This is a genomic window from Kribbella steppae, from assembly GCF_004342025.1.
GTDB classification, from domain to species: domain Bacteria; phylum Actinomycetota; class Actinomycetes; order Propionibacteriales; family Kribbellaceae; genus Kribbella; species Kribbella steppae.
In genome coordinates this window covers 16,003-41,130 of sequence record NZ_SLWN01000023.1, presented here as the reverse complement: position 1 = coordinate 41,130, position 25,128 = coordinate 16,003, and the positions used below count along the sequence as shown (strand labels likewise).

The window sequence follows — 25,128 nt, the reverse complement described above, 5'->3', positions numbered from 1 at the left end:
TCGGTGGTGATTTGTACGGCCACCTCGGTGGTCTACCTCTCGATTCTGTACTGCGTCAAAGGGGTGAACGCTGGGGTCCGGATCGGACCCCGGATCACCAGCGGTAGTGGGCGAAAGCCTTGTTGGCTTCGGCCATCTTGTGCGTGTCCTCGCGGCGCTTGACCGAGGCACCCAGACCGTTCGACGCGTCCAGGATCTCGTTCATCAGGCGCTCGGACATGGTCTTCTCGCGACGGGCGCGGGAGTACGTCGTCAGCCAGCGCAGCGCCAGGGTGGTGGAGCGGCCCGGCTTGACCTCGATCGGCACCTGGTAGGTGGCGCCACCGACCCGGCGGCTCTTCACCTCGATGCTCGGCTTCACGTTGTCCAGCGCACGCTTGAGGGTGATGACCGGGTCGGTGCCGGTCTTGGTGCGGGTGCCCTCGAGCGCGGTGTAGACGATGCTCTGCGCGATCTGCTTCTTGCCGTCGACCAGGATCTTGGAGATCAACTGGGTGACGAGCGGCGAACTGTAGACCGGGTCGATGATGACCGGGCGCTTCGGGGCCGGGCCCTTGCGCGGCATTAGCTCTTCTCCTTCTTCGCGCCGTAACGGCTGCGGGCCTGCTTGCGGTTCTTCACACCCTGGGTGTCGAGCGACCCGCGGATGATCTTGTACCGGACACCCGGAAGGTCCTTCACACGACCGCCACGCACGAGCACGATCGAGTGCTCCTGCAGGTTGTGGCCGACGCCGGGAATGTACGCGGTGACCTCGATGCCGCTGGTCAGGCGGACACGCGCAACCTTGCGAAGAGCCGAGTTCGGCTTCTTCGGCGTGGTGGTGTAAACGCGCGTGCACACACCGCGACGCTGAGGGGAACCCTTCAGGGCGGGCGTCTTGTTCTTGGACACCTTGTCCTGGCGGCCCTTGCGGACCAGCTGCTGAATGGTGGGCACCGCGTAGGTCTCTTTCTGTCGTCCGGCTTTCTTCTGCTGCTGCTGTTGCCTGACCCCCGCGGTCGGGTGTGTCGCGTGCGCACGGGCGTACCGAAGCCGTAATCTTCCAGCTTGTCGGCAGGTGTCCCGTGCCACGCGCGCAGACCCGAACGACCGAGGGGCACGCATGACGGCCCAGGATGACCCGGGCACGATCGTTAAGACTAGCGGCTGCCTCAAGCACGGTCAAAATGAGTAACCGCTCGCCGCTGAGGTGCTTCCGCAGAGTCAGTCTACAGGGTCTACGGCGTGACTGTGCCGGCCAGGAAAGCGGCTGCCACCGCAGGGTCTCCCTCGACCGTCAGAACGCTGCCGGGCAAGCGTTTCCAGAGACAGAGATCGAGCTCGGCCGCCGTCCCCGAGACGACGGCTTCACCGGTCGCTTTGCCGCGCTCGACCTGCGGTCGATCCCCTTCTGCCACAGGCGTGAGCGTCCATTCGTCACCGGTGTCGGTGGCCCGTACGCCGACCTGCCGGGTGACCGCCGGCGCGAACCCGCGGGCCAGCATCCGGGGCAGGAACACCCCGAACACCTCGTCGACCCCGTCGGCCGCGACCTCCGCAGGTACGACGGTAAGACCACTGGCCGACCGTTGATCCGGACCGGCCTCGGCCTGGACGGCGTCCACGAGGTGGATCACCGTCTCATGCAGGCGCCGACGGGACCAGAATCCGGCGCGCTGTTCCACCGGTGCGAAGTTCCAGCACGGCTCGTCCGGGTCGACGGCCCGGATCGCGGCTGCCAGTGCAGCGGTCGTGCCGCCATACCAGTCGGCCCACGAGATCGTCGTACGCAGGACTTCGGGGACCCGCTGGCCGGTGCCGCTGAGCAGGATGGAAGCGGCCCAGCGCTGGCCGGAACCGATGTGCAGGGCCAGGTCGGCCACGGTCCAGCCGGGGCAGCCGGGCACCGCCGTGGATGGGTCGACGCGATCGAGAACGGCCGCGAACTCCGCGGCCGTCCGCTCGAACTCGGCCAGGTGATCGATGGGGTCTTCCTCAGACACGGAACTGGACTTCGGCGATCAATCCGTCGGTGACGCGGTAGACGGCGATCATCGGGGTCGGCTCGCCGGTGTCGAAGGCCTGGATGTGCTCGACCACCCACTCGCCGAGCATCAACTTCTGCACGACCTCGGTCTTGCACCGGCCGGCGTCGAAGCGTGGCCGGTAGTACTCACGCAGGAACCGGCGGCCCTTCAGCTCCGTGCCGTCGGCCAGCACGATCCGGGCGGTCGGCGAGTACATCGCCAGGAACCCCTCCAGATCGTGCGCGGCGTACGCCGAGTGCTCCCGGGCGACCGCACGGGAGGCCGGGGTGTCTGTGGTGGCAGCCGCGACCGTGGCGGCCGCGACGGTGGCGAGCGGCGTCGCCGCCGGAGCGACGGCAGGAGTGGGAGTGGGGTCGGCAGGAGCTGTAGGAGCCGTAGGAGTTGGGCGAGCCGTAGGAGCTGCAGGAGTGGCGGGCACCGGCCGGCTGGCGGGCTCGGCGGGTGCCTTGGTCTGCTTCACCGCCACAGCGGGCTTGGCTGCGGACGTCGTACGCCGGGTGGAGGATTTGGCCGGTGGAGGGGGAACGAGGAGTTTGTCCTGGCCGTCCGGCTCCTCGCCCAGGTGGGCGATCGCCCAGTCCAGAGCCTTGGTGACGGCGGCGCGTGATTCTTCGGTGTGGTCGAGCATGTCGAACCCGTGGTGCCCTTTCGGTACGTCGATGATGTCCAGCGCGGTGCCACCGGCGGAGACGAACTCCGCGACCGGACCGGCGAGCTCCTCGTGCTCGAGTCCGGCTCGGGTCAGCAGTACCGGCAGATCCTTGTGTTTGCCGATCACTTCGGCGGCATTAACCAGTTCTTCGACACCGGGCGGGGTGGCGAGCAGGGGGTAGGTCAGGGCGACACAACGCAGCCAGTCGGGGCGGCTGTCCAGCCACTCCCCCGCCAGCAGGCCGGCGCCGGAGAAGAACCACAGGGCGACCCGATCGGGGTCGACACGTGGATCGGATCGCAGCAGGCCGACCGCAGCCTCCACCTCGTCCGCGGCGGTGACCAACTGGTCGAAGCCGCGAATCAGGCTGTGGTCGACGACAGCAGCCACTGCGCCACGCCGGGCAGCAGCGGTTGCATACCCCTTGAACACCGGCCAGTCCCGCGGCGTCGCCGCGAGCTCGGCAGGTACGGGACCCCCGTGCACAAAAAGAATCGCGCCGGTCCGGGCCGTTCCGGCCGGGCGGTAGAAGTCGATCTCGCCGAGCCGGTCGACCCGCACGTCTGGTCCGTCCAAGACTCCCAGGACGAAAGGCCGCAGGTAGGCCGGGAGATCCGTCATGGACCAATCTTGGCGCATCACGCGGACACTTTCAGCCGCCACCCCGCGCGCCGTCCACACTCCGCTGTGCAAGCTCGGTCAGGACGGCGGAATCCACGTCGGACAAGCGTTTGACGTACAGGCATCCGACGCCGGTCGTGTGCGGACCGAGTCGCTCGAGCAGTTCGTCGTACCCCTCGAATCCCTCGGTCAGGTAGAGCGTCAGAGCCTGTTTGCGGGCAGCGAAGCCGAGCTGGAACCAGTCCAGCTCACGGCCACTCTCGTAGACCAGGTGACGGTCGCCGTAGCCGACGATGGCCGGGCCCCACAGGGCCGGCTCGAGGCCGGTCGCCGCGGTCAGCAGGTCGTTCAGTGCGCGGGCATCCTCGCCGCGTGGTCCGGCGAGGCCGGCCAGGTAGTCGTCGACGGACGCATCGGTCTTGACGGTCTTGTTTGCGGCCATAGCCCATCCTGCCTCGCGCAGGTGCCGGCTCCGGAATGCCGCGAGGGCGGCACCCCCTGAATGGGAGTGCCGCCCTCGGCGGAGTGACTCGAATCAGTTCTGGTACGAACCGAGGTCGAAGTCGTCGAGCGGGACCGACTGCCCGGTGGACGGGCCGAAGTCGTAGTCGTACGACTCGTAGCCGACCATCGAGTACATCGCGGCCTTCGCCTCCTCGGTGGGCTCCACCCGGATGTTGCGGTACCGGTCCATACCCGTACCGGCCGGGATCAGCTTGCCGATGATGACGTTCTCCTTCAGACCGACCAGCGAGTCGGACTTGCCGTGGATCGCGGCCTCGGTGAGGACGCGGGTCGTCTCCTGGAAGGAGGCGGCCGACAGCCACGACTCGGTGGCCAGCGAGGCCTTGGTGATACCCATCAGCACCGGACGACCCGAGGCCGGCGTACCGCCCTCGGCGACCACTCGGCGGTTCTCCGCCTCGAACATGATCCGGTCCGCGAGCTCACCCGGCAGCAGCTGGGCGTCGCCCGACTCGATCACCGTGACCCGGCGCAGCATCTGCCGGACGATGATCTCGATGTGCTTGTCGTGGATGGCCACACCCTGCGACCGGTACACCTCCTGGACCTCGTCCACCAGGTGCTCCTGCGCCTTGCGCACACCGAGGATCCGCAGTACCTCCTGCGGGTCCGGCGTACCCTGCGTCAGCTGCTGACCGACCTCGACGTGCTGACCTTCCTCGATCAGCAGGCGGCCACGCTTCGACACCGGGTAGGCGACCTCCTCGGCCCCGTCGTCCGGGGTGAGCACCAGCTTCCGGGTCTTGTCGGTGTCCTCGATCGAGATCCGGCCCGCGGCCTCCGAGATCGGCGCCTTGCCCTTGGGCTGGCGGGCCTCGAAGAGCTCGACCACACGCGGCAGACCGTGGGTGATGTCATCACCCGCGACACCACCGGTGTGGAAGGTACGCATGGTCAGCTGCGTACCCGGCTCACCGATGGACTGGGCCGCGATGATGCCGACCGCCTCGCCGATGTCGACCGGCTTGCCGGTCGCCAGCGACCGCCCGTAGCACTTCGCGCAGGTACCGGTCTTGGCGTCACAGGTCAGCACGGAGCGGACCTTGACCTCCTCGAGCCCGGCCTCGACCAGCTTGGCGATCGAGACGTCGCCCAGGTCGCTGCCGGCCGCCAGGACGACGTTGCCCTCCGGACCGATGGCGTCGGTGGCCAGCGTCCGTGCGTAGGCGCTGGTCTCGACGTTCTCCGCATGCACGACCTTGCCGTCCGGACCGGGCTCGCCGATCTTCTTCGGCAGGCCCCGCTCGGTACCGCAGTCCTCCTCGCGGATGATCACGTCCTGCGAGACGTCCACCAGACGACGGGTCAGGTACCCCGAGTCGGCGGTCCGCAGCGCGGTGTCGGCCAGACCCTTCCGGGCACCGTGGGTGGCGATGAAGTACTCGACCACCGACAGACCCTCGCGGAAGTTGGACTTGATCGGCCGGGCGATGATCTCACCCTTCGGGTTGGCCACCAGACCACGCATACCGGCGATCTGCCGGATCTGCATCATGTTGCCTCGGGCGCCCGAGTGGACCATCATCCAGATCGGGTTGGCCTTCTCGAAGTTCTCCTCCATCGCCTTGCCGACCTCGGCGTTGGCGCCGGTCCAGATCTCGATCAGCTCCTGCCGCCGCTCGGACGAGGTGATCAGACCTCGCTCGAACTGCTTCTGGACCTTCTCGGCCTGCGACTCGTACCGGGCCATGATCTCCGGCTTGGACGGCGGCGTGCTGAAGTCGTCGATCGACACGGTCACACCGGACCGGGTGGCCCAGCGGAAACCGAGGTCCTTCAGCGCGTCCAGGCAGTTGGCCACCTGGACCTTGGAGTACCGCTCGGCCAGGTCGTTGACGATCCCGCCCAGCTGCTTCTTGCCGACCTCGACGTCGACGAACGGGTAGTCCGCCGGCAGCGCCTCGTTGAACAGCGCCCGGCCCAGCGTGGTCTCCAGCGAGAATCCGCCGTCCTCCCGCTCGACCGCACCATCCGGTACGCCGGCCTCGTCGAGACGCAGCGTGATCTTCGCCTGCAGCGACAGCTCGTTGCGGTCGAAGGCCATCAGCGCCTCGGCCACCGAGCTGAACGCCCGGCCCTCGCCGAGCGCGCCTTCCTTCAGCATGGTCAGGAAGTAGATGCCGATGATCATGTCCTGGGTCGGCATCGTGACCGGACGGCCGTCGGCCGGCTTCAGGATGTTGTTCGTCGACAGCATCAGGATCCGGGCCTCGGCCTGCGCCTCGGCCGACAGCGGCAGGTGCACCGCCATCTGGTCACCGTCGAAGTCCGCGTTGAACGCGGAGCAGACGAGCGGGTGGATCTGGATCGCCTTGCCCTCGATGAGCTGCGGCTCGAACGCCTGGATACCCAGTCGGTGCAGGGTAGGCGCACGGTTCAGCAGCACCGGATGCTCGGTGATGACCTCTTCCAGCACGTCCCAGACCTGGGCGCGCTGGCGCTCGACCATCCGCTTGGCGGACTTGATGTTCTGCGCGTGGTTGAGGTCGACCAGCCGCTTCATCACGAACGGCTTGAACAGCTCCAGCGCCATCGCCTTCGGCAGACCGCACTGGTGCAGCTTCAGCTGCGGACCGACGACGATCACCGAACGACCGGAGTAGTCGACGCGCTTACCCAGCAGGTTCTGCCGGAAGCGGCCCTGCTTGCCCTTGAGCATGTCGGACAGCGACTTCAGCGGCCGGTTGCCCGGGCCGGTGACCGGACGGCCACGGCGGCCGTTGTCGAACAGCGCGTCGACGGCCTCCTGCAGCATCCGCTTCTCGTTGTTGACGATGATCTCCGGCGCGCCCAGGTCGAGCAGTCGCTTGAGCCGGTTGTTCCGGTTGATCACCCGGCGGTACAGGTCGTTCAGGTCCGAGGTGGCGAACCGGCCACCGTCGAGCTGAACCATCGGCCGCAGGTCCGGCGGGATGACCGGAACGCAGTCCAGCACCATGCCCATCGGGCTGTTGTTGGTGGCCAGGAACGCGGTGACGACCTTGAGCCGCTTCAGGGCGCGGGTCTTGCGCTGGCCCTTGCCGGTCTTGATCGTCTCGCGCAGGTTGTCCGCCTCGGCCTTCAGGTCGAAGGTCTCCAGCCGGCGCTGGATCGCGGCGGCACCCATGGCGCCCTCGAAGTACTTGCCGAACCGCTCCTTCATGGCGCGGTAGAGGATCTCGTCGCCTTCGAGGTCCTGGACCTTGAGGTTCTTGAACCGGGTCCAGACCTCGTCGAGGCGGTCGATCTCACGCTGCGCACGGTCGCGCAGCTGCTTGACCTCACGCTCGGCGCCTTCCTTGACCTTGCGCCGTACGTCGGCCTTGGCGCCCTCGGCCTCGAGCTGCGCCAGGTCCTCCTCGAGCTTCTTCAGCCGCGTCTCGATGTCGTTGTCGCGCCGGTTCTCGAGCTGCTTGCGCTCGACATCGGTGCGACCCTCCAGCGAGGAGAGGTCGCGGTGCCGCGACTCCTCGTCGACGTCGGTGATCATGTACGCCGCGAAGTAGATGACCTTCTCGAGGTCCTTCGGGGCGAGGTCGAGCAGGTAGCCGAGTCGCGACGGGACACCCTTGAAGTACCAGATGTGGGTGACCGGCGCGGCCAGCTCGATGTGGCCCATCCGCTCGCGGCGCACCTTGGAGCGGGTGACCTCGACGCCACACCGCTCGCAGATGATGCCCTTGAAGCGAACACGCTTGTACTTACCGCAGTAGCACTCCCAGTCCCGGGTGGGACCGAAGATCTTCTCGCAGAACAGTCCGTCACGCTCGGGCTTGAGCGTCCGGTAGTTGATCGTCTCGGGCTTCTTGACCTCGCCGTGCGACCACTGGCGGATCTCATCCGCGGTCGCCAGGCCGATCCGAAGCTCGTCGAAGAAGTTCACGTCGAGCACGATGTGTTATCTCCCGTTGCTAAATATGGTCTGAGTGAGTTGGTTGTTGATCTCAAGCGGCAACCCGCTCAGACCTCCTCGACACTGTTCGGCTCGCGCCGGGACAGGTCGATGCCCAGTTCCTCCGCGGCACGGAAGACGTCCTCCTCGCTGTCGCGCATCTCGACCCGGCTTCCGTCGGACGAGAGCACCTCCACGTTCAGACACAGGGACTGCATTTCCTTGACCAGAACCTTGAAGGACTCCGGGATACCCGGCTCCGGGATGTTCTCGCCCTTGACGATCGCCTCGTACACCTTGACCCGGCCGACCACGTCGTCGGACTTGATCGTCAGCAGTTCCTGCAGCGCGAAGGCGGCACCGTAGGCCTCCAGGGCCCACACCTCCATCTCGCCGAACCGCTGACCGCCGAACTGGGCCTTACCGCCCAGCGGCTGCTGGGTGATCATCGAGTACGGACCGGTCGACCGTGCGTGGATCTTGTCGTCGACCAGGTGGTGCAGCTTCAGCATGTACATGTAGCCGACACCGACCGGCTCCGGGAACGGCTCACCCGAACGACCGTCGAAGAGCCGGGCCTTGCCGGTCCCGTCGACCATCCGGACGCCGTCACGGTTCGGCAGCGTGGAGCTGAGGAGGCCGGTGACCTCCTCCTCCTTGGCGCCGTCGAAGACCGGGGTGGCGACGTTCGTGAACGGCTCGGCTTCGCCGGCGCCGATCTTGATCAGTCGCTGCGCCCACTCTTCCTTGTTGCTCGGGTCCACCTTCCAGCCGCGGCTGGCAACCCAGCCGAGGTGGGTCTCGAGCACCTGACCGACGTTCATCCGGCCGGGCACGCCCAGCGGGTTCAGGATGATGTCGACCTGGGTGCCGTCCTCGAGGAACGGCATGTCCTCGACCGGCAGGATCTTCGAGATGACGCCCTTGTTGCCGTGCCGGCCGGCCAGCTTGTCGCCGACCGAGATCTTCCGCTTCTGGGCGACGTACACGCGGACCAGCTGGTTCACGCCCGGCGGCAGTTCGTCGCCGTTGTCGCGGTCGAAGACGCGGACACCGATGACGGTGCCGTTCTCGCCGTGCGGCACTTTCAGCGAGGTGTCGCGGACCTCACGGGCCTTCTCACCGAAGATCGCGCGCAGCAGCCGCTCTTCCGGCGTCAGCTCGGTCTCACCCTTGGGGGTGACCTTGCCGACCAGGATGTCGCCGGTGGTGACCTCGGCGCCGATCCGGATGATGCCCCGCTCGTCCAGGTCGGCCAGCATCTCGTCGGAGACGTTCGGGATGTCCCGGGTGATCTCCTCCGGACCCAGCTTGGTGTCGCGAGCGTCGACCTCGTGCTCCTCGATGTGGATCGAGGTCAGCAGGTCCTGCTGGACCACGCGCTGGCTGAGGATGATCGCGTCCTCGTAGTTGTGGCCCTCCCACGGCATGAACGCGACCAGCAGGTTGCGGCCGAGTGCCATCTCGCCCTCGTCGGTGCACGGACCGTCGGCGAGCGGGCTGTTCACCTCGACCCGCTGCCCCGCGTCGACCAGCGGGCGCTGGTTGATGCAGGTGCCCTGGTTCGACCGGCGGAACTTCGCCAGCCGGTAGGTCTGGTACGTGCCGTCGTCGGCGGCGACCTCGATCAGATCGGCCGAGACCTCCTTGACCACACCGGCCTTGTCGGCCACCAGCACGTCACCGGCGTCGACCGCACCGCGGTACTCCATCCCGGTGCCGACCAGCGGCGCGTCGGCGGTGATCAGCGGAACCGCCTGCCGCTGCATGTTCGAGCCCATCAACGCGCGGTTGGCGTCGTCGTGCTCGAGGAACGGGATCATCGCGGTCGCCACCGACACCATCTGGCGCGGCGAGACATCCATGTAGTCGACGTCGTCGACCAGCACGAGCTCGACCTCACCGTGGCGCCGGCGAACCAGCACGCGGTCCTCGGCGAACCGGTTGTCGTCGGTCAGCGCCGCGTTGGCCTGGGCGATGACGAACCGGTCCTCCTCGTCCGCGGTCAGGTAGTCCACCTGGTCGGTGACCTGGCCGTCGACGACCTTGCGGTACGGCGTCTCGACGAAGCCGAACGGGTTCACCCGGCCGTACGTCGCGAGCGAGCCGATCAGGCCGATGTTCGGGCCTTCCGGGGTCTCGATCGGGCACATCCGGCCGTAGTGGGACGGGTGCACGTCGCGGACCTCGAAGCCGGCCCGCTCCCGGCTCAGACCACCCGGGCCAAGGGCCGACAGGCGGCGCTTGTGGGTCAGACCCGCGATCGGGTTGGTCTGGTCCATGAACTGCGACAGCTGGGAGGTGCCGAAGAACTCCTTCAGCGCCGCCACCACCGGACGGATGTTGATCAGGGTCTGCGGCGTGATCGCCTCGACGTCCTGGGTCGTCATCCGCTCCCGGACCACCCGCTCCATCCGGGCCAGGCCGGTGCGCAGCTGGTTCTGGATCAGCTCACCGACGGTCCGCAGACGGCGGTTGCCGAAGTGGTCGATGTCGTCCTCTTCGACCACGATCTCGCCCTGCGGCGCGTCCAGCTCGGTCTTGCCCTCGTGCAGCGCGACCAGGTACTTGATCGTCGCGACGATGTCGTTGATCGTCAGGACGGCCGTGTCGTGGGCCTCGTCGCGGCCCAGCTTCTTGTTGATCTTGTACCGGCCGACCTTGGCCAGGTCGTAGCGCTTGCCGTTGAAGTAGTAGTTGTCCAGCAGCGCCTGCGCGGCCTCCCGCGTCGGCGGCTCACCCGGCCGCAGCTTGCGGTAGATGTCCAGCAGCGCGTCGTCCTGCCCGGAGGTGTGGTCCTTCTCCAGGGTGAGCCGGATCGACTCGTAGTCGCCGAACTCCTCCAGGATCTGCGCGTCGGTCCAGCCGAGCGCCTTCAGCAGCACGGTGACGTTCTGCTTGCGCTTGCGGTCCAACCGGACGCCGACCATGTCGCGCTTGTCGACCTCGAACTCCAGCCACGCACCGCGCGACGGGATGATCTTGGCGGTGAAGATGTCCTTGTCCGACGTCTTGTCCGGCGTGCGCTCGAAGTACACACCGGGTGAACGGACCAGCTGGGACACGACGACCCGCTCGGTCCCGTTGATCACGAAGGTGCCCTTGCGCGTCATCAACGGGAAGTCGCCCATGAAGACGGTCTGGCTCTTGATCTCACCGGTTTCGTTGTTCATGAACTCGGCCGTGACGAACAGCGGCGCGGAGTAGGTGACATCCCGCTCCTTGCACTCGTCGACCGTGTTCTTCGGAGGCTCGAAGCGATGGTCGCGGAACGACAGCGACATGGTGCCGCTGAAGTCCTCGATCGGGGAGATCTCCTCGAAAATCTCTTCCAGGCCGCTGGGGCCGGACAGGTCCGACCGTCCCTCGGCCTCGGCGGCGGCCACACGGGCCTGCCACGTTTCGTTACCGACCAACCAGTCGAAACTGTCCACCTGCAGCGCAAGCAGATCCGGAACCTCGAGAGGCTCGGAGATCTTTGCGAAGGAGATGCGGCGGGAGCCGGAAACGTCGGAAATGCTGTCGGACTGGGGGTTGCGCGAGGCGACCAAGGGGCGTCCTTCCACGGGCTCGCAGAAATCACTTCGGTGCTGGGAGCGCACGCCGAACCGCCCTAGTCAAGTCAAGACCAGAACCAGGGTGGTGGGAAAAGGCAGCGCAAAGCAATAGGCTACCCGATCAGGGCAAGCCTGTCCAATGGGGTCCGATACTATGCCTTCGGACCACCCACTCAGTCAAGGATCAACCCGGGTTCTCGAGCGGGAAGACTACCCGCGAGCCACCCAGGACATCCCGTCCGGAGTCACAAGAAGACTACAGTCCGGCGATCTCCTGGACCAGCCATTGATCGCCGTTTCGGACCATCGTGAACCGGGTCCGGTTCAGATCGACCCGGGGCTTACCCTCTGTGATCGTGCTGGTGGTGGTCTGGTTGACGAAGATGATCAGCGTGACCCGGTCGGCGTCGCCGTCGCGCACCCCGACCTCGCGCACCTCGGCCCGGACCGTCGCCTTGGTCTTGGTGGCCAGCTCGCCGGCCACCTTCGCGGTCTCGTCGAACTTGGCCGCGAACTCCGGGGTCATCGTCGCGCGGGCGGCGGTGAAGCTTTTGTCCAGGTCACGGTAGTCGTAGCTGAGCGTGGTCTCGGCCGCCTTCCGCCCGGCCGCCGCGGCCTGGTCGCGGGCGTCCTCGGCCTGCTTGCCCTGCCACGCCTTCACGCCGAGTACGACGGCGAAGGTCAGCACCAGGACGACCAGGACACCGAGCAGTGCGGACAACACACGGCCCAGCGAACCGCTCTTTCTGTCACTTTCCGTAGCTACTTGAGTCTTGGCGGGGGCCTGCTCGGGGGCCTTCGAGGGCTCTGATGTGGCCGGGGTCACGTCCTCGGCCGACTCGGCAGAGGCCTTCGTTGTCACTTCGGCCGGGGTTTCGCCGGCCTCGATCTCGGCCGGGTTCTCGTCGATCTCGGCCGGGCTGTCGTCGATCTCAGTCGCGGTCTCGTCGATCCCGGGCGGCGGCGGGGCGGCCGTCGTACCGGTGGAGGTACGGCGCTGGCCGGCGATGCGGGGGCGGTTGCGGGAACGGTCCGGCATCAGCCCACCGCCTGCAGGTCGGCGGTCAGCCAGCGGTCCTTCTCGCGAACCAGGTCCAGCTTGATCCGGTAGCGGCGCTGCACCCCCTCGGTCGAGGCGGTGTTCGTCACCACCGCGTCCACGATCACCAGGACCTGGGCGGAGTCCTTGTCGTTCGAGACCACCGCGGCCTCCTTCACATCGCCCTTGGAGGTCGCCTTGTTGGTCTGCACCTCGGCCTTCACCACGTTCAGACCGGCCTGGAACTCCTCCTTGAACTGTCCGGTGGAGTCGTCCAGCACCCGCCTGGTGTCGGCGTCCCAGGTCTTGTAGTCGTACGTCGTGAAGTCGAGGGCCAACTGCCTTCCCGCCTTCATCGCGCCCTCCCGCTCGGCCTTGTCCTCGCTCTGCCGGTGCAGTGCGACGACCGAAAGGGTGGCGCCGGCCAGCGCGACCACGAGCAGGACGCTCAGCGCCCACGCCAGGATCACTGGGCCCCGCAGGGAATTACGAGAAGTCACTTGCCGGTCACCGGTCCGAGGATGAGGGCTTTCCAGGAGTCGCTGCCGAGCAGGTCGGCCTGGCCGCCGGTCGAGCCGAGAACCATCTCCGGCATCCCGCCGGATCCGCCCGCGGTGCCGGTGGCCGGGTCGTACCCGATGCCGTACCCGGTCCGGTTCAGGTCCTCACGGGACGACGGGCTCGGCTTGTTCTGTGCGCCGCGGACGGTGACACCGGTCGACGGGTTCGCGGTACAGCCCGCCTTGGAATTGGCCGCCTTGTCGGTGGTGTCCTGCGGGATCCGCTTGTCGGTCCCGCCGTACCCGGGCCGGCAGGCGGGCGGGTCGAGCCCGAGCACGAGGCCGAAGTGCGCGTCGTAGTGCCCGGAGCTCTTGTCCTTGGCCGGTACGACGTACCCGCCCATCGACACCGCCGGATACACGACCAGCAGTTGCTCGACGGCGTCCAGGCGGACCGCGGTCAACTCGCTCACCGTCAGCAGGTTACCGAGCAGCACCGCGATGTCCGCACGGTTCTCCGAGATCAGGGCGGTCACCTGCTCGGAGGCGCCGGATCCCTGGTCGATCACCTGGCGGATCTCCGCGTCCGAGCTGACCAGGGTGTCGGACAGCAGGGCGAGGTTCTTCGCCCAGGTCTTGATCGCGTCGCCGCTGGCGACCTGGGTGGCCAGCACGGTGTCGCCGTCGTTGATCAGCTTGATCGTCTGCAGGATGTTCGCGTCCGCGTCGTCGATCAGCTTGCCGGAGCTGTCGATGATCCGCTGCAGGTCGGTCCCCCGGCCCTTCAGCGCCGTCCCGAGCTCGCGGACCGTGGTCCGCAGGCTTTCCTTGTCGACCGAGTTCACCAACTGGTCGAGGTTCAGCAGCAGCTCGGTGGTGTCGATCGGGATCGCGGTGTCCTCGCGAGCGATCCGCGAGTTGTCCTGCAGGTACGGGCCGTCGTCGCGGCGCGGCTGCAGGTCGACGTACTGCTCGCCGATCGCGGACCGGTTCGCGACCACCGCGATCAGATCGTTGGGGATCTTCACGCCCTTGTCGATGTCGAGGTTCACGTCGACGCCGTCGGACAGCAGCTTGAGCTCGCCGACCCGGCCGACCGGCTGGCCGCGGTACGTGACCTCGGCACCGGAGAAGATGCCGCCGGACTCGGCGAAGCTGGCGCTGACCGTGTAGTCGTCGTCGAACAGCAGCTTGTCGATCTGGGCGTACTTGCCGCCCACATAGGCGACACCGACCACGGTGATCAGCAGGAACACCATCAACTGGATCCGGACCGTTCTGGTGATCACTTCGCCACCCCCGGCATCAGGACCTTGGCCAGTTCGGGGTCGAAGCCCGAGCGGTTCAGCTTCGGCGTACAGACCGGCAGTCCGAGGATCGTCGTGCAGGTGGTCGCCGTACCGGTTGGAACCGGCAGCGACGGCAGGCCGGTCGGGTTGTGCACCGGGACGCTCAGCCGCGGCACCGTGATGGAGGTCGGGCCGGCGGTCGGCAGGGTGATTCCCAGCAGGCCCTGCAGGGCTTTCTGGGTGTTCACGTCCAGGGTGATGCCGAGGTTGGTGAAATCGCCCTGGACGGCCTTGGCGGCCGCGTCCGGGAACGGATAGGTGAACAGCAGCTCGAGCGACTTCGGCAGGTTCTCCCCCGCCTCGGCCAGCTTGGTCAGGATCGGGTACAGCGACTGCAGGTTCGCCACCAGGTCCTTCTGCGACGCGGTGATCACCCGGGTGGCCGTGTTGCCCAGGGTCGCCAGCGCCTGCAGCGTCTTCACCAGGGCCGCGCGCTGCTTGTCCAGGGTCGCGATCGACTTCGGCAGCGAGTCGATCGCGGTCGCCAGGGTCGCCTTCTGCGCGTTCAGCTTCTTGGCCAGCGCGTCGACCGCGGCGATCGCGGTGATGATCCGTTCCTTGTTCTGGTCCAGGGTGCCGACGAAGGTGTTCAGCTGGGTGAGCACGCTGCGGATGGCCGGCTCGTTACCGGTCATCGCCTTGTTCAGCTCCTGCGTGATGATCTGCAGCTGGGCCACGCCGCCACCGTTCAGCAGCAGCGACAACGCGGACAGGACTTCCTCGACCTCGACGTTGCTGGTGGTCCGCGACAACGGGATGATCTCGCCGTTGTCCAGCTTCCCGCGCGGCTGCTCCGACCCGCTCGGCGCCGCCAGCGACACGAACTTCTCACCCAGCAGGCTGGTCTGCCGGATCGTCGCCCGCTCGTTGTCCGGCAGCTCCAGGCTCTTCGGCAACTTGATCCGGACCTTGGCGACGTACCCGTCCAGCCAGACCTTCTCGACCGTGCCGACGGTGACGTCGTCCACCTTCACCGACGACTTCGGCACCAGGTCCAGTACGTCGGCGAACTCGACGGTGACCGTGTACGACGGCCCCTTGATCTTGGCACCACCCGGCAACGGCAGCGAGTACACGCTGAAGTCGCACCCGGTCAGCAACATGGCCAGGCCGAGCACTCCGGCCATGATCGTCGTACGGCGCCTCATCGGACCAGCCCTCCGAGTGTCGGGTCGACCGGGTCCGGGCTGTTCAACGGCGCCTTGGGCTGCGGGGCCCAGGGCGTGCCGGCGGGACCGCCGCTGGCCGGAGCGCCACCGGTGAGCTGGCTCAGCAGCGGCAGCTTCGCCAAGGCGTCGAAGACGGGCTTGAGCGCCGTACAGGTCGTCATCGGCTGGTTCGCCTGCCGCAGGAGTGAGCAGATGAACGTCGCCGGGTCGTCCAGCTGGGCTACGTTGAGCCGCTGGTCCAGCGTCCCGAACTGCGGGTTGTACACGCGGGCCAGGTTGCCCAGGCCGAGCGGCGCGGTGTCGAGAACCTCGGCCAGCGCGGCCTTCTCCTTGACCAGGATCTGCGACAGGTCGGTGGCACTGGAGATCGTCGTCTTCAACAGCGCCCGGTTGTCCTTGACGAACGTGGCGACCTCGCCGAGCGCCGTCGCCAGCAGGGACAGCGCCTTGGCCAGATCCTGGCGCTCACCGGCCAAGGTGGTCGAGGTGGCGGCGAAGTTCGTGTTGAACTGGCGGACCAACTGGTCGTTCGCGGCCAGCGCCGACACGAACGTCTGCAGCTGCCGGATCGTCGCGAACAGGCTCTGCGAGTTCCCGGCCAGCGTCCCGGTCAGCTTGGACACGTCGGTGATGGTCTGGTTCAGCTTGGCGCCCTGGCCGTTGAGGTTCTTCGCCGAGACGTCGAGCAGCCGCGACAGCGCGCCCTGGTCGTTCGCACCCTTCGGTCCGAGCGCGACGGACAGGTCGTTCAGGCTCTGGTAGATCTGGTCCAGCTCCAGCGGTACGGCGGTCCGGTCGATCGGGATCTCCGCCCCGTCGGCCATCACGTCGCCCTTGGAGTACACCGGGGTGAGCTGGACGTACCGGTCGGCCACGATCGACGGCGCCGCGATCACCGCCTTCGCGGTAGCCGGCACCTTGTGCTTGGCCTCCCACCAGAACGTCACCCGCACGGTCCGGCCGGCCGGGGTGACACTTTCCACCTCACCGACCTTGATGCCGAGGATCCGGACGTCGGAGCCGGGGTAGACCGACACCGCCCGCGGGAAGTACGCCGTGGCGCTCACCCGGTCGGGCTTCGGCCAGAGCGAGATCACGCTGACCGCGAGGATCACCAGGACCACCGCGATCGCGATCAGCCGGGACAAGGACGCGACCTTCATCAGCCGCCACCTCCCAGGATCGGCGCCAACCCAGGTATCGGGACCGCCGGCGCGGGGATCTCCGGGACGGGCACGAGGTTCTGCAGGTAGACGTCGAACCACGGGCCGGTGCCCAGGGTGTTGGTGAAGACACGGACGAACGGCGCCAGTCCCTTGATGCTGGCGTCCAGGTCGTTCTGGTTCTTCAGCAGCACCGCCAGGACGGCGTTCACCTTCTGCAGCGTCGGCGCCAGGTCCTTACGGTTCTCCCGGACCAGCGCGGTGATCTGGGCGGACAGCTTCTGCGTCGACACCAGCAACTGGTGGATCAGCGCCCGCCGGGCTTGCACGGCCTGGAAGACGGTGTTGCCGTCCTTCATCAGCTTGATCAGCTGCTGGTTGCGGTCGGCAAGGACCTTGGTGACCACGTTCGAGTGCTGCAGCAGCAGTTTCAGCTGCTCGTCGCGCTTGGCCACGTTGCGGGACAGCCGGGACAACCCCGTCAGCGAGGCCTGCACCTCTTCGGGCGTGTTCTGGAACGTCGTCGAGAGTGTGTCCAGGGCCTTCGCCAGCTGGCCGGTGTCGATCCGCTCGGTGGTGTTCGCGAGATCGCTGAAGGCATCCACGACGTCGTACGCCGAGATGGTCCGGGCCAGCGGGATCTCGGAACCGGCCTTGAGCTGACCGGAGCCGGCCGGGTTCAGCTTGAGGTACTTCTGCCCGAGCAGGGTCTTGATCTTCATCTCGGCGCCGGTCTGGTCGCCGAGCTTCACGCCCTTGTCCACCACGAAGTCGACCCGCACATGGGTGCCCTCGAGCTCGACCTCGCGGACCTGTCCGACCCGGACGCCGGCCACCCGGATCTCGTCGTTCGGCTTCAGCCCGCCGGCCTCGGAGAACTGCGCGGAGTACTTCGTCCCGCCACCGATCAGCGGCAGGTCCTGCGCCTTGAACGCGGCCAGCATGATCAGCCCGAGCACCGTCAGCCCGACGACACCGACGGTCACCTGGTTCTGCTCCCGGAACGGCTTCACGGAGTGACCCCCCTTGGATGTTGGTGCGTAGCTCCGGTGTCCAGGTGGGTGCATCGCAAGGCGGAGGAGGGGCTCGATGCGGGTTTCATCGTGCCCCGACGACAACGCAGGGAGGTGCCCGCCTGGGCGCCGGAGATGCGTGCCGAACATCCAAGGGGGGTCACTTTACGCACCTCGCCGAGTTGTTGTCGTAGGCAACTGAGACGCGGGTTCCGGTCGGCAGGGTGACGTTGCCGTCGAAGTTGCACAGGAAGAAGTTGAACCAGGAGCCGTACGACGCCGTCCGGGTCATCGTGTTCAGCTTCTCCGGCATGGTCTGCAGCGTCTTCACCCAGATCGCCTGGGTGTCGTCGAGGGTGGACGCGACGGTGCGGAGCCGGGCCAGGTCGGACTTGAGTGGCACCCGGGTCTGCTGCAGCAGGCCGGCCGTCTTGTTGTTCAGCGAGTTGATCGAGCCAACCGAGTTCAGGATCGGGTTGATGTCCTGACTGAGCCCGGTGATGAACTGCTGCAGGTTCACCAGCAGCTGGGAGAAGTTCTGCTGCCGCTGGGAGACGATCTGCAGCGTCGAGGTCAGGTTGGTGATCAGGTCGCCGATCACCTGGTCCGCATCGGCCAGGGTCGTGGTCAGCGATGCGGTCTTGGCCAGCAGCGACTCGATCGTGCCGCCCTCGCCCTGCAGCACCTTGATCACCTCGAAGGCGAACTGATTCACGTCCGCCGGGGTGAGCGCGGTGAACAGCGGCTTGAACCCGTTGAACAGCACCGACAGGTCCAGCGCGGGCGCGGTCCGCTCCTTCGGGATCACGCCGTTCGCCTTCAGCCGCTCGCCGCCGCCGACGCCGTCGGTCAGCGCGATGTAGCGGTTGCCGACCAGGTTCCGGTACCGCAGCGTCGCCTTCGTGGACTCGTCGAGGACCTGGTCGGAGTCGACGCTGAACGTCACCATCGCCAGCCCGCCCTGACCGGCATCGGTCTGGGAGAGCGCGATCTTGTCGACCTGGCCGACCTTCACTCCGGCGATCCGGATGTCGTCGCCCTTGTTCAGCCCGACCGCGTCGGTGAACACCGCCTTGTACTTCGTCGTCGCGTTGAAGCTGATGTTCCCGATCGTCACCGCCAGCAGCGCGGTCGCGACCGTGGTCACCACCACGAAGATCGCGAGCCGCACGGTGTCGAGCGAGGTCTTCTTGTCGAGGAGCTTCACAAGGTGACCCCCCTCGGATGTTGGTGCGTAGCTCCGGTGTCCAGGTGGGTGCATCGCAAGGCGGAGGAGGGGCTCGATGCGGGTTTCATCGTGCCCCGACGACAACGCAGCGAGGTGCCCGCCTGGGCGCCGGAGATGCGTGCCAAATATTCGAGGGGGGTCACCTCAGGTTCACCTGCCCTCCGCGGAGCAGCGGGCCGACCATCAGGGTGGTCAGGTCCGGTACGTCGGACGGCGCGACACCCATCTCGGGGCCGACGACCGAGTCGATCACCTTCTGCTCGGCCGGCGTACCGACGCCCTGGGTGTCCATGGCGAAGCCCGGCATGGCCCGGTTCAACTGGAGGTTCAGGGGGAATCGCTCGTTCTTGTTGTGGTCGCCGATCACGCCGTCCTCACCGGTGATGTACGGCGCCGGGTTCTCCTGGGTGTACGGACCCGGCTTGGCCCCCGGGTGACTGTAGTTCTTCCCGACACAGGTCGGCCCACGGTGGTCCTTGTAGGCGGGCAGTTCGTTCGGCTCGTACGGCGTCGGCTGGTTGGTGATCAACTCGAGGTTGATGTTCAGCCGGCCGTCCCGGAACGTGTCGTTCAGGATCGGCGCGGTATCCGTCATCACCTTGAGGAAGCACGGGTACTCCGGGGAGTACCGCTCCAGCAGGTCCAGCACCGGCCGGCTCACCTCGCCGAGCCGGATGACCCGGTCGTCGTTCTCCTTGAGGAAGGTGTTCGTCGTACTGGACAGGTTCTGGACGTCGACGAAGAACTTCTGCAGCTGGACCTGCTTCTCCACCACGGTGTTGCCGGTGATGGTCAGGTTGCGCAGCGCCCGGACCAGGTCGGGCGTCGCGTCGCCGTACAGCTGGGAGACCTGGGTGAGCTTGGTCAGCGCGGCCATCAGCTTCGGGACGTTCGGGTTCAGCTTCTTCAGGTACGCGTCCAGCTGGGTCAGCGTGCCGGCGATCTCGGTGCCGCGGCCCTCGAGGGCGGTGGCCAGCGTGTTCAGGGTGGCGTTCAGGTCGGCCGGGTCGACCGCCTGCAGCAGCGGCAGCGCGTCGTTCAGCACCTTCTCGATCTCGATGCCGACCGCGGTCTTGTCCCGCGAGATCACGTCACCAGCCTTGATGTGCGGGCCCTGTTGACCGGTCGGCGGGACCAGGGCGACGTACTTCTCGCCGAACAGCGTCTTCGGCAGGATCCGGGCGCTGACCGCGCTGGAGATCTCGGCCACCTGCTCCGGCTTCAGCGACAGCTCGACGGTCGCCTCGTCGCCGTCGGTGGAGACGTCGCGGACCTCGCCGACGATGATGCCGCGCAGCTTCACATCCGCGTGCTTGTTCAACTGCAGGCCGATATGGCTGGTCTTCAGCTCCACCTCGACCGTCTTGGTGAAGACCTTGGCGTAGAAGGCGTAGGTCAGCCAGAGCAGGAAGCAGAGCACGCCGATGAACGCGACGCCGAGGATCTTGTGAGGTACACGTCTGGTCATGCGCTACCCCGCCAGCCTGACTGTGGTCGTCGTACCCCAGATCGCCATCGACAGCAGTAGGTCGACGACGTTGATGACGACGATGGAGGTCCGGACCGCGCGACCCACCGCGACGCCCACACCGGCCGGGCCGCCGGTCGCGTGGTAGCCGTGGTAGCAGTGCACCAGGATGACCAGGACGGAGAAGACGAGCACCTTCCCGAACGACCACAGCACGTCCCCGGGTGGCAGGAAGAGATGGAAGTAGTGGTCGTACGTCCCCGTACTCTGCCCGTAGAACATGGTCACGGTGAGCCGGGTGGCGAAGTACGACGCGAGCAGGCCGACGACGTACAGCGGGATGACCGCGACCAGGCCGGCGATGATCCGGGTGGTGACCAGGAACGGCAGCGACGGGATCGCCATCACCTCGAGGGCGTCGATCTCCTCGCTGATCCGCATCGCGCCGAGTTGGGCGGTGAACCCGCAGCCGACCGTCGCGGCCAGCGCGATCCCGGCGATCAGCGGCCCGATCTCGCGGGTGTTGATGTACGCCGAGACGAAGCCGGCGAAGGCCGACGTACCGATCTGGTTCAGCGCCGAGTAGCCCTGCAGGCCCACCTCGGTGCCGGTGAAGAAGGCGAGGAAGGTGATCACGCCGACGGTGCCGCCGATCACCGCGAGCGCGCCGGTGCCGAGCGTCACCTCGGCCAGCAGCCGCAGGATCTCCTTGCGGTACCGGGTGATCGACTTGCCGGACCAGGCCAGCGCCTTGATGTAGAAGGACAGCTGCTCACCCAAACGATCGAGTGAGTGCAGCGGCTTCTTGACCAGAACGTCGAGGGCCGACACGTCAGGCCCCCTTCGGCGGAACGAGCTGGAAGTAGATCGCCGTCATCGAGAAGTTCGCGACGAACAGCAGCATGAAGGTGATGACGACGGACTGGTTCACCGCGTCGCCAACCCCCTTCGGCCCGCCGCCCGCGTTCATCCCCTTGTACGACGCCACCACCGCGGCGATGAATCCGAACACCAGCGCCTTCGCCTGTCCCTGCCACAGGTCGGGCAGATGGGCGAGCGCGGTGAACGAGGCTATATAACTGCCTGGTGTCCCGTCCTGCAGGACGACGTTGAAGACATAGCCGCCCATCACGCCGACCACGCTGACGAACCCGTTCAGGAAGAACGCGACCAGCATCGTGGCCAGCACCCGCGGCACCACCAGCCGCTGGATCGGGTCGATGCCGAGCACCATCATCGCGTCCAGTTCCTCGCGGATCTTGCGCGCGCCAAGGTCGGCACAGATCGCCGAACCACCGGCGCCGGCGATCAGCAGCGCGGTCGCGATCGGCGACGCCTCCCGGACCACGGCCAGCACGGCGGCCGAGCCGGTGAAGGCCTGGGCGCCGAACTGCTTGATCAGGCCGCCGACCTGCAGCGCGATCACCGCGCCGAACGGGATGGCGACCAGCGCGGTCGGGATGATCGTCACGCTGGCGACGAACCAGGCCTGCTGGAGGAACTCCCTCAGCTGGAACGGTCGCCGGACCGAGGCCCGGGCGGTGTCGAGGGCGAAGGAGAACAGTGAGCCCGCGTGCTTCAGTGGGGCGGTCGCGGAAACTGTCACGTAACCCCCACCACGTCAGCGGCGAAGGACCCCGGCGGCGGGGTGACGCCGTTCTCCCGGCACCACTCGCCGGGCGGCCGCTGGGTCGGCCGGATCACGCCGCTGCTCGGCAACTGCTGCACCGGGATCGGCGGCAGCGGCGGAAGCTCCTGGTCCGCCTCACGGGCCAGTTCGTCGGCGTCCTTCTCCTCGGACATGCCGATCGGGCCGACCCGCTGCGCGTTCAGGAACTGGCGGACCACCGGTTCCTCGCTGGACAGCAGCATCTCCCGCGGGCCGAACATCGCCAGGTGCCGGTGATAGAGCAGCCCGATGTTGTCCGGCACCGTCCGCGCGGTGTTGATGTCGTGGGTGACGATCAGGCAGGTGGCCTGGGTCATCTCGTTCAGGTCGATGATCAGCTGGTTCAGGAACGCCGTACGCACCGGGTCCAGCCCCGAGTCGGGCTCGTCGAACAGCAGGATCTCGGGCTCCAGCACGAGCGCGCGGGCCAGGCCGGCCCGCTTGCGCATCCCGCCGGAGATCTCGCCGGGCAGCTTCCGCTCCGCGCCGACCAGGCCGACCATCTCCATCTTCTCCATCACGATGGAGCGGATCTCGGACTCGGACTTCTTGGTGTGCTCGCGCAGCGGGAAGGCGACGTTGTCGTAGAGGTTCATCGAGCCGAACATCGCGCCGTCCTGGAACAGCACCCCGAACAGCTTGCGGATCTCGTACAGCGACCGCTCGCTGCAGGTGGCGATATCGGTGCCCTCGATGTGGACGTGACCCTTGTCCGGCTTGAGCAGGCCGATCAGCGTCTTCAGGAATACGGACTTCCCGGTGCCGGAAGGGCCGAGCATCACGCAGATCTCGCCGGCGGGCAGCGTCAGGGACACGTCGCCCCAGATCAGCTGGCTTCCGAAGGACTTGGTGAGACCTTCGACGCGGACTTCTACGCCCACCTGGCCCTCCTGATCGGTCTTCCTCACGGGATGTCTGACGGACCCCGACCGACGACGTTCTGCCGTTCCAACGACGGGGCGGTTGCCTAGGTTACGCACGAGTACGGTTTTGTGTAACCCCCGCATGTCAAGTGACGGTGACCAATGCGTCACGCTCCGGTCACGCCGGTCACGCTGTGCTGACGCCGATCACGGTGTGCTGATCGGCACGCGGCTCCGGGTGATCCTAGCGGCTGCCCAGGTCCGGGAACGGCGCCCCCACCGCCGACCACCGCCGAACTGGTATCGCAGCGCAAACGACTCGACACACACCGCGACCCTTCGGCCGAGATCTGTCCGGAAACCGGGCCGAAAGCTAGCGTCGATCAAGGGTTTCCGCAGGCCGAGGAGGGGACGAATGAGCATCGAACGACGAACATTCCTCAGAGGAAGCGCGGCGGTCGCGGGCGGCATGCTCGCCGGCGGGCCGTTCCAGGGTTTCGTGGCCCGCGAGGCGGTGGCGGCTCCGCAGGGCAGCGCGCCGTTCCGGGCGCTGCGGGCGATCCCGGACCAGCGTGACGGCAAGGTCCGGCTGCACCTGCCGGAAGGCTTCAAGTACCGGTCCTTCCACGACACGGAGTTCCCGGTCGTCCTGGACGACGGCACCAACCTGCCCGGGCGGCACGACGGCATGGGCGCGTTCCAGCGGCGCAACGGCAACATCGTGCTCGTCCGCAACCACGAGGTGAACAACCCGGGCGCGCCCTTCGGACCAGGTACGCCGTACGACGCGATGGCGCAGAGCGGGACGACGACGGTCGAGGTGACCCGGTTCGGCCAGGTGGTCAACGCCTACACCAGCCTGAACGGCACGATGATGAACTGCAGCGGCGGAGTCATGCCGTGGGGCAGCTGGATCACCTGCGAGGAAACGGTGAACGGGCCCGACGTCGGCCCCGACTTCACCGGGGCGCCGAACATCGCGCTGACCAAACCGCACGGTTTCATCTTCGAGGTCCCGGCCCGCGGCCAGTCCGACCGCGAGCCGATCACCCACGCCGGCCGGTTCGCGCACGAGGCCGTCTCGTTCGACCCGCACGACGGGTACCTCTACCTGACCGAGGACAACTTCGCGTTCCCGTCCGGCTTCTTCCGCTACCGCCCGCCCCGGAACCCGATGAAGCGCGGGCGGATCGAGGACGGCGGCCGGCTGCAGATGCTCGCGGTCAAAGGCCGTCCGAACCTGAACCTCGCGGCCGAGCAGCCACGACGGGCGACGTACGACGTGACGTGGGTCGACATCGACGACCCGGCGCCGAAGTTCCCCTACATCCCGGGGCAGACCGCGCCGACGACGAACGACCAGGCGCTCGTGTACGTCGGTGACCAGGGTCGCGCGCAAGGTGCGGCGTACTTCTCCCGGCTGGAAGGCCAGGTGTACGACGACAACGTCGTGTACTTCTGCTCGACGCAGGGCGGCGGCGCGGCGGAGACCGGGCCGGACTCGGTCGGTGGTTACGGCAACGGCTTCGGCCAGGTCTGGGCGTATCACACCCGGGCCCGGAAGCTGCAGCTGATCTATCAGTCGCCGAACCGGGCGACGCTGGACTTCCCGGACAACGTGACGACCAGCAAGCGCGGAACCCTGGTGCTCTGCGAGGACAACACCCAGGACAACTACCTGCGCGGCCTGTCCCGGGGTGGTCAACTGTGGGACATCGCGCTGAACCGGCTCACCAGCAGCACCGGGGTGGACAGGTCAGGCGACGAGTTCGCCGGTTCCACGTTCAGCCCGGACGGGCACACGCTGTTCGTCAACATCCAGGCCAGTCGCGGGATGTCGTTCGCCATCTGGGGACCGTGGCACCGCATCGGCGTCTGACGGGTGAGCGGGACATCCTGATCTGGCTGCACGTCGAGGACGCAACGGCTGCCCAGCTCATCAGCGACCTCACCGAACTGGGGCCGCTCGGCGCCGTTGCGCTCGTCGTGCTGGCGGCGCTGCTCTTACTGCGCCGGTGGGCAGACGCGGCGTTCTTCGTGGCCGGAGCCGGTGTCGTCTGGGCGGTGAATCCGCTGCTCAAGGAGCTCGTCGGCCGATCGCGGCCGGACGTCTGGCCGTTGCCGCCGGACGTGTCCGAGTACAGCTTTCCGAGTGGTCATGCGGCGAACACGGCGGCCCTGGTCGGTGCGCTGGTGCTGATCCTGCATCGGCGGCTGCCGGCTGTGCTGCTCGGCGCGGCGGTACTGCTGGTGGTGGGATGGTCGCAACTGGCACTCGGACGGCACTACCCGACCGACGTGCTGGCCGGGTGGCTGTGGGCGCTGGCCTGGGTCGGCGTGCTCCGGAACGTGACGAAGGGCGGCCCTGGATAGGACCGCCCTTCGGCGAACTGCTTGTTGTGCGGCTAGGC

The 25,128-nt window shown here is 67.2% G+C and carries 20 protein-coding genes; 2 read left to right on the top strand and 18 right to left on the bottom strand.

All coding sequences use genetic code 11. The annotated features are described in order from the left end of the window. Positions 1-94: 94 nt before the first annotated feature. The 18 genes from rpsG to EV652_RS41300 form a co-directional block, all read right to left on the bottom strand. Positions 95-565, bottom strand: coding sequence for a 30S ribosomal protein S7 (gene rpsG / locus EV652_RS41385; protein ID WP_131361025.1), 471 nt, complete (start codon positions 563-565; stop codon positions 95-97). Beyond that, positions 565-939 carry a 30S ribosomal protein S12 gene (gene rpsL, locus EV652_RS41380; RefSeq protein WP_012923692.1) on the bottom strand — a complete coding sequence of 125 codons (375 nt, stop codon included), beginning with the start codon at positions 937-939 and terminating at the stop codon, positions 565-567. Before rpsL ends, rpsG begins: the two co-directional genes overlap by 1 nt. Positions 940-1,220: 281 nt before the next feature. Further along, positions 1,221-1,985: a maleylpyruvate isomerase N-terminal domain-containing protein gene (locus tag EV652_RS41375; protein ID WP_132216176.1), complete on the bottom strand. Its 765-nt coding sequence runs from the start codon at positions 1,983-1,985 to the stop codon at positions 1,221-1,223. Beyond that, positions 1,978-3,303, bottom strand: a complete 1,326-nt coding sequence (locus EV652_RS41370; RefSeq protein WP_132216173.1) for a nuclear transport factor 2 family protein — start codon at positions 3,301-3,303, stop codon at positions 1,978-1,980. The genes EV652_RS41375 and EV652_RS41370 overlap by 8 nt, the downstream gene beginning before the upstream one ends. A gap of 31 nt (positions 3,304-3,334) precedes the next feature. Beyond that, positions 3,335-3,745 carry a DUF1801 domain-containing protein gene (locus tag EV652_RS41365; protein ID WP_132216170.1) on the bottom strand — a complete coding sequence of 137 codons (411 nt, stop codon included), beginning with the start codon at positions 3,743-3,745 and terminating at the stop codon, positions 3,335-3,337. A gap of 93 nt (positions 3,746-3,838) precedes the next feature. After that, on the bottom strand, positions 3,839-7,699 hold the full coding sequence (locus EV652_RS41360; RefSeq protein WP_132216167.1) for a DNA-directed RNA polymerase subunit beta': 3,861 nt from the start codon (positions 7,697-7,699) through the stop codon (positions 3,839-3,841). 68 nt (positions 7,700-7,767) lie between these two features. After that, entirely contained in the window at positions 7,768-11,250 is a 3,483-nt protein-coding gene (rpoB, locus tag EV652_RS41355) for a DNA-directed RNA polymerase subunit beta (RefSeq protein ID WP_132216164.1), read from the bottom strand. A gap of 262 nt (positions 11,251-11,512) precedes the next feature. Continuing rightward, a complete protein-coding gene (locus tag EV652_RS45640) occupies positions 11,513-12,295 on the bottom strand; it encodes a hypothetical protein (protein WP_242002319.1) in 783 nt (260 codons plus the stop codon). Further along, on the bottom strand, positions 12,295-12,795 hold the full coding sequence (locus EV652_RS41345) for an Rv1363c family protein (protein WP_132216161.1): 501 nt from the start codon (positions 12,793-12,795) through the stop codon (positions 12,295-12,297). Before EV652_RS41345 ends, EV652_RS45640 begins: the two co-directional genes overlap by 1 nt. Beyond that, positions 12,792-14,084, bottom strand: coding sequence for an MCE family protein (locus tag EV652_RS41340; RefSeq protein WP_132216158.1), 1,293 nt, complete (start codon positions 14,082-14,084; stop codon positions 12,792-12,794). The genes EV652_RS41345 and EV652_RS41340 overlap by 4 nt, the downstream gene beginning before the upstream one ends. Further along, entirely contained in the window at positions 14,081-15,292 is a 1,212-nt protein-coding gene (locus EV652_RS41335) for an MCE family protein (protein WP_132216156.1), read from the bottom strand. The genes EV652_RS41340 and EV652_RS41335 overlap by 4 nt, the downstream gene beginning before the upstream one ends. Next, positions 15,289-16,476 carry an MCE family protein gene (locus EV652_RS41330; RefSeq protein WP_132216153.1) on the bottom strand — a complete coding sequence of 396 codons (1,188 nt, stop codon included), beginning with the start codon at positions 16,474-16,476 and terminating at the stop codon, positions 15,289-15,291. The genes EV652_RS41335 and EV652_RS41330 overlap by 4 nt, the downstream gene beginning before the upstream one ends. Then, positions 16,476-17,489 (bottom strand): MCE family protein, encoded by a 1,014-nt coding sequence (locus EV652_RS41325; protein ID WP_132216150.1) that lies wholly within the window; start codon positions 17,487-17,489, stop codon positions 16,476-16,478. Before EV652_RS41325 ends, EV652_RS41330 begins: the two co-directional genes overlap by 1 nt. 160 nt (positions 17,490-17,649) lie before the next feature. Further along, on the bottom strand, positions 17,650-18,696 hold the full coding sequence (locus EV652_RS41320; RefSeq protein ID WP_132216147.1) for an MCE family protein: 1,047 nt from the start codon (positions 18,694-18,696) through the stop codon (positions 17,650-17,652). A gap of 160 nt (positions 18,697-18,856) precedes the next feature. Beyond that, the gene (locus EV652_RS41315; protein ID WP_132216144.1) at positions 18,857-20,185 is read right to left on the bottom strand and encodes an MCE family protein; all 1,329 of its coding nucleotides are present in this window, start codon (positions 20,183-20,185) and stop codon (positions 18,857-18,859) included. A gap of 3 nt (positions 20,186-20,188) precedes the next feature. Continuing rightward, the gene (locus tag EV652_RS41310) at positions 20,189-21,016 is read right to left on the bottom strand and encodes an MlaE family ABC transporter permease (protein ID WP_132216141.1); all 828 of its coding nucleotides are present in this window, start codon (positions 21,014-21,016) and stop codon (positions 20,189-20,191) included. A gap of 1 nt (position 21,017) precedes the next feature. Next, the gene (locus EV652_RS41305) at positions 21,018-21,791 is read right to left on the bottom strand and encodes an MlaE family ABC transporter permease (protein WP_132216138.1); all 774 of its coding nucleotides are present in this window, start codon (positions 21,789-21,791) and stop codon (positions 21,018-21,020) included. Beyond that, positions 21,788-22,735 carry an ABC transporter ATP-binding protein gene (locus EV652_RS41300; protein WP_132216136.1) on the bottom strand — a complete coding sequence of 316 codons (948 nt, stop codon included), beginning with the start codon at positions 22,733-22,735 and terminating at the stop codon, positions 21,788-21,790. The genes EV652_RS41305 and EV652_RS41300 overlap by 4 nt, the downstream gene beginning before the upstream one ends. 397 nt (positions 22,736-23,132) lie before the next feature. On the opposite strand from EV652_RS41300, the gene EV652_RS41295 reads away from it, so the two are divergent. Together EV652_RS41295 and EV652_RS41290 are read left to right on the top strand one after the other, a co-directional pair. Further along, on the top strand, positions 23,133-24,596 hold the full coding sequence (locus EV652_RS41295; RefSeq protein ID WP_132216133.1) for a PhoX family protein: 1,464 nt from the start codon (positions 23,133-23,135) through the stop codon (positions 24,594-24,596). Then, the gene (locus EV652_RS41290; RefSeq protein ID WP_158441532.1) at positions 24,575-25,090 is read left to right on the top strand and encodes a phosphatase PAP2 family protein; all 516 of its coding nucleotides are present in this window, start codon (positions 24,575-24,577) and stop codon (positions 25,088-25,090) included. Before EV652_RS41295 ends, EV652_RS41290 begins: the two co-directional genes overlap by 22 nt. The last annotated feature ends 38 nt before the right edge of the window (positions 25,091-25,128 follow it).